The 4,966-nt window shown below is 42.3% G+C and carries 5 protein-coding genes; 3 read left to right on the forward strand and 2 right to left on the reverse strand.

All coding sequences use genetic code 11. The features are described 5' to 3' along the window. Nucleotides 1–202 precede the first annotated feature (202 nt). Nucleotides 203–892: a phosphoribosylaminoimidazolesuccinocarboxamide synthase gene (locus tag D1151_RS16065; RefSeq protein ID WP_160203272.1), complete on the forward strand. Its 690-nt coding sequence runs from the start codon at nucleotides 203–205 to the stop codon at nucleotides 890–892. A 70-nt stretch (nucleotides 893–962) separates the two neighbouring features. Here D1151_RS16065 and ychF read toward each other — a convergent pair whose 3' ends face one another. Both ychF and lgt read right to left on the reverse strand, forming a co-directional pair. Further along, nucleotides 963–2,057: a redox-regulated ATPase YchF gene (gene ychF / locus D1151_RS16070; RefSeq protein WP_160203273.1), complete on the reverse strand. Its 1,095-nt coding sequence runs from the start codon at nucleotides 2,055–2,057 to the stop codon at nucleotides 963–965. Nucleotides 2,058–2,060: 3 nt separating this feature from the next. Then, nucleotides 2,061–2,807: a prolipoprotein diacylglyceryl transferase gene (lgt, locus tag D1151_RS16075; RefSeq protein ID WP_160203274.1), complete on the reverse strand. Its 747-nt coding sequence runs from the start codon at nucleotides 2,805–2,807 to the stop codon at nucleotides 2,061–2,063. 115 nt (nucleotides 2,808–2,922) lie between these two features. On the opposite strand from lgt, the gene sfsA reads away from it, so the two are divergent. Further along, nucleotides 2,923–3,624, forward strand: a complete 702-nt coding sequence (sfsA, locus tag D1151_RS16080) for a DNA/RNA nuclease SfsA (protein WP_161909542.1) — start codon at nucleotides 2,923–2,925, stop codon at nucleotides 3,622–3,624. 17 nt (nucleotides 3,625–3,641) lie between these two features. Beyond that, entirely contained in the window at nucleotides 3,642–4,874 is a 1,233-nt protein-coding gene (locus D1151_RS16085; protein WP_161909543.1) for an amidohydrolase family protein, read from the forward strand. Nucleotides 4,875–4,966 lie beyond the last annotated feature (92 nt).

Below are 4,966 nucleotides of genomic sequence, written 5' to 3' on the forward strand. Positions count from 1 at the left end.
TAACTTAACTTTAACACAAAAATGAGATCTTGCAATTTTTTTATTCAGTTGTAACACATCTATTGTAAACCTACAAAGCAGAAGACTGTAGGAAATAATTTTTTCTTGTCATTAGAGTCAGTTGGTTGTATAATATTTTTGTTATTTTTTACGGATATTACCGTGATTGGTACATGATAGAAACGCAATTGGAGGAAAACAAATGGAAAAGATTTATCAGGGAAAAACAAAAGACGTGTTTGCACTGGACAACGGAAATGTGCTCTTGAAGTTTAAGGATGACTGCACCGGAAAAGACGGTGTTTTTGACCCAGGCGAAAACAGCGTAGGTCTGACCATTGAAGGAATTGGCAGAGCTAATCTAAAGACTTCTATCAGATACTTTGAGCTGATTAATGCTGCAGGCATTAAGACTCACTATGTAAGTGCTGATGTTGAAAATGCAACGATGGAAGTTCTGCGCGCAACCCCTTTCGGACAGGGTCTTGAAGTTATTTGTAGACTGAGAGCAACTGGTAGCTTTATTCGCAGATATGGCAATTACATTGAAGACGGCGCGGTTTTCGAAAACGGATATGTTGAAACTACTTTCAAAGATGACGCAAAGGGTGACCCTCTGGTAACAAGCGAAGGTTTGGAAGTCCTTGGAGTAATGAACCGAGAAATGTTTGAACAGATGAAAGAGCAGACTTTGAAAATAACCAAAATCGTTGCTGATGACCTAGCAACTATGGGTCTGGAACTGTGGGACATCAAATTTGAATTTGGCTACAACAATGACGAAGTAATCCTCATTGACGAAATTGCTAGCGGCAACATGAGAGTTTACAAAGACGGGAAAATCGTTGACCCGATTGATTTGACAGATATTATTTTAAGTCACACAAAATAATAGAATAACAAAATCTTAAAGCCCTGCCGGAAAGGCAGGGCTTTTGCGTACATATATTGTTTGCTTGTCTTTATACATTGAACAGGAAGGTAATGATATCGCCGTCCTTGACAACATACTCTTTGCCTTCAGAGCGAAGGAGTCCTTTTTCCTTAGCTGTATTCATGTTGCCGCCGCATTCAATGAATTTGTCGTAGGCAATGGTTTCTGCACGGATAAAGCCGCGCTCAAAGTCAGTGTGGATTTTTCCAGCAGCTTGCGGCGCTTTGGTGCCTCTGCGAATAGTCCATGCACGGCATTCGTCTTCGCCGGCAGTTAGGAAAGAAATTAGATTCAGCAGACTGTAGGAGGCCTTAATCAGCTTATCAAGACCGGATTCGCAGATTCCAAGCTCTTCTAGGAACATGACTTTCTCATCTTCCTCAAGTTCAGAAATTTCCTGCTCAATTTCAGCGCAGATGACAACGACTTGTGCATCTTCGGTTGCAGCAAACTGACGAACTGATTCAACATATGTATTGTCAGCGCTGTCGGCAGCGTCATCTTCGGAGACATTAGCTACATAGATAATCGGTTTGTAGGAAAGCAGGTCCAAGGTTTTGATAAATTCGGCTTCCTCTTCGGTTAAATCCATGGCTCTTGCAGACTTACCCTCTGCTAGAAAATCATTGACTTTTTTTAGAATATCCAGCTCTTTTTGCAGAGACTTATCGCCTTTGAGATTTTTTGTAGTTCTGGTGATTCTTCTTTCCAGCACTTCCATATCGGAAAGAATCAGTTCTGTATTAATGGTTTCGATATCGGAAAGCGGATCAATTTTTCCGTCAACGTGGACGATATTGTCATTTTCAAAACATCTGACAACGTGTACGATGGCAGCCACTTCACGAATATGTCCAAGGAACTTATTTCCAAGACCTTCTCCTTTGGAGGCACCTTTTACAAGACCTGCGATATCGCAAAATTCTATAGTCGTGTAAACGGTTTTTTTGGAATTGTAAATCTCGTGGAGTTTGGTGATTCTTTCATCAGGAACGGTTACCACGCCGACATTGGGCTCGATGGTGCAAAACGGATAGTTTGCAGCCTCTGCGCCGGCTTTGGTAATCGCATTAAACAGTGTACTTTTGCCTACATTGGGAAGACCAACGATTCCTAGTTTCATAATTTATATACTCCTTTTTTCTTTTTTCATTTGTATGACATATGCAGTCAGACAGATTACGAAGACACAGAAACTCAAGACCTGTGCTTGCTTTAACGGGCCAATCATAAGGCTATCGGTTCTTAGTTGTTCCACAAATCCCCGTTCCAGGGAATAAAGCATGCCGTATAAAAAGGCAATTTGTCCCGGAAAACTTCTGCGCTTATCCAGCCAAATTAAAAATGCAAATAGCACAAAGCACCAGATGGATTCGTAGAGGAAGGTGGGGTGCACATATTGACCGTCTACTGAAATTGCCCAAGGTAAATCAGTAGGACCGCCGTGGGCTTCCGAGTTAAAAAAGTTCCCCCATCTACCGATGGACTGGGCCAATGCAACGGCAGGAAATACTAAATCAGCCAGCTCAAGAAGGTTAATTTTGTAGTGATGTGCGACAAAATATCCCGTAATGATTCCAGCGATGATTCCACCGTGAATGGCAAGCCCGCCGCTTCGAATATCCAGAGTTTTTCCGATATCACCGGCATAGTTCTCCCAGCTGAAAATCACATAGTAGACCCTGGCGCCAATGATGGACATAGGAATAAGCCAAATAGCAAAGTCCAAGATGTGTTCACTTTCTATTCCATGTTTCGGCGCTCTCTTATAGCTGATTAGGATTGCCAGAAAAAAACCAAGACCTATGAGTAGACCGTACCATCTGACATCAAGTCCGAATAGCGAAAAAGCAATCGGATTAGGTGCTTGCATAAAATCTCTCCTTTATATAAATATAATTTTGTGTGCAGGATTTCTGAGTCGACAAAAGCGTCCTCTTGAAAACTGACCCTTTTATTATACTGAAAAATTTGCTAAAATACAATGTATGAAATACGAAAATATGTGTAAAGGTAATTTTATTGCAAGACCCAATCGGTTTATTGCCGAAGTTTCTCTTGGAGGAGAGACTGTGCGTGCCCATGTTAAAAATACGGGACGGTGCAGAGAACTCCTTGTTCCTGGAGCGACGGTTTACCTGGAAGACTTTGCAGGACGCATGGGGAGCCGTAAAATGCGATACTCTCTAATTGGTGTAGAAAAAGGAAAGGTTTTAATCAACATGGATTCCCAGGCGCCTAATAAAGTTTGTGAAGAGGCATTAACGTCGGGAACTCTTAAGCTTCCGGAGATGAAAAATCTTCAAGTTGTAAAACGAGAAAAAACATTCGGAGATTCTCGCTTCGACTTTTATTTAGAAGGAGAAAATGGAAAAAAAGGCTGGCTTGAAATAAAAGGTGTAACTTTGGAGGAAAAAGGAATCGCCAGATTTCCTGATGCACCGACAGAACGCGGGATAAAACATATCTATGAGCTTTGCAAAGGAGTAGAGCAAGGATATTGCGGTTATGTGCTATTTGTCATACAGATGTCAGGCGTGAACGGCTTTGAACCCAACGACAGGACGCACCCGGAATTCGGGCAGGCCCTTCGATATGCAATGGAAAAGGGTGTGCATATCCTTGCCTATGACTGCGAAGTGAAAATGGATAGTCTGGCACTGAAGGATGAAATAAATGTAAATCTTTAAGTAGGGAGGTGAATTTTATGTTTTTATTAAAAAACTGCAGATTGATTCCTGAGCTAACCGAAGGTTTTACAGGAAGAATGGCGGATATCATCGTTGATCATGAGAAAATTACCGACATTTGTGAGGCGGGAAGTGTGCAGGATTTTGAAGGAGAAATCATTGACGTTGCGGGCTGCACTGTATTGCCGGGATTTTTCGATCTCCACTGTCACGTGTATCTATTTGAACTGGGAAAAATTACGGAGATGGATAGCAAAGAAGAGTCGTATACCTTTGTCGATTCCTATAATTTTGCCAGAGAATATTTGAGACAGGGATATACGACTTTGCGAGACGCAGGATGTGCATATAATGTTACGGTGAAGCTGATGAAACTCAGGGATGCAGGGCTTATCGACAATGTGCCGGATATTATATCTTCTGGCAGAGCTTTAACGCCGACCAATCCAAGTAACGATGAATACACACTTCTATATGAAGTGGCTGACGGACCGGCGGAGGTGATGAAAGCTGTAAGAAAACAGTTTGAAGCAGGCAACGACATTATCAAATACATGGTGACAGGCTGCTATCTTGACGAGAGCGGCATACCTGGCATTTCCATTGCCACAGAAGAGGAACTTCGTGCGGCGGTTCAAATCGCAAAGATGAGAGGTTCTTACGTGATGGGGCACGCACACGGGGCTGAGGGTATAAAGACAGCTATACGAGCGGGGCTTTACACCATCGAACACGGGAGCTTTATCGATGATGAGGCGATAGAGATGTTAAAAAATCGAGACGACTGCTTTCTAGTGCCGACCGGTAGTATTGGTCTTGCTTGCATGACCGAAGAAGGGCAGGCGGGTTTATCAGATAGTATTGCGGAAAAGGCGATTAAATATGAGAAGCAGGAAAAAGAATGCATTAACAAAGCCTATGCAGCTGGACTCAAGATGGGCTTTGGATCTGACATCGATTATGCTACTTTTAAGAATATGGCCGGACTGGAATTTATTGCGCGCAGAGAATGGTATGATTTTAAGCCGATGGACATTTTGCTGCAGGCAACGAAATACAGCGCAGAAATTGCTGGTCTTATCGAAGAGAAGGGAACTATTAAAGTTGGTAAGAACGCAGAGCTGGTTATCATCAACGGTAATCCGGATGAAGACATTGATGTAATGCGCAATTTACCGAGATATGTCATCTTCCGTGAAACTGTGATTGACAATACAATCGCTGAAGGATTCAGAAAAAAAGAACAATAGATAAAAGAGAAAAAAGTACTTGACGGGAGAAGAAAAGGGTGATATATTAAGAAAGCTGTCTTGCAGGGGGGGACCCCACAGGCAGACTTGCC

This window comes from Emergencia sp. 1XD21-10, from assembly GCF_009936045.1.
Lineage (GTDB): Bacteria > Bacillota > Clostridia > Peptostreptococcales > Anaerovoracaceae > Senimuribacter > Senimuribacter intestinalis.

What these genes read in the sequence shown, in the direction of transcription:
- D1151_RS16065 (WP_160203272.1), top strand. Translation starts at nt 203, where the DNA reads ATGGAAAAGATTTATCAGGGAAAAACAAAAGACGTGTTTGCACTGGAC.
- ychF (WP_160203273.1), bottom strand. Translation starts at nt 2,057, where the DNA reads ATGAAACTAGGAATCGTTGGTCTTCCCAATGTAGGCAAAAGTACACTG.
- lgt (WP_160203274.1), bottom strand. Translation starts at nt 2,807, where the DNA reads ATGCAAGCACCTAATCCGATTGCTTTTTCGCTATTCGGACTTGATGTC.
- sfsA (WP_161909542.1), top strand. Translation starts at nt 2,923, where the DNA reads ATGAAATACGAAAATATGTGTAAAGGTAATTTTATTGCAAGACCCAAT.
- D1151_RS16085 (WP_161909543.1), top strand. Translation starts at nt 3,642, where the DNA reads ATGTTTTTATTAAAAAACTGCAGATTGATTCCTGAGCTAACCGAAGGT.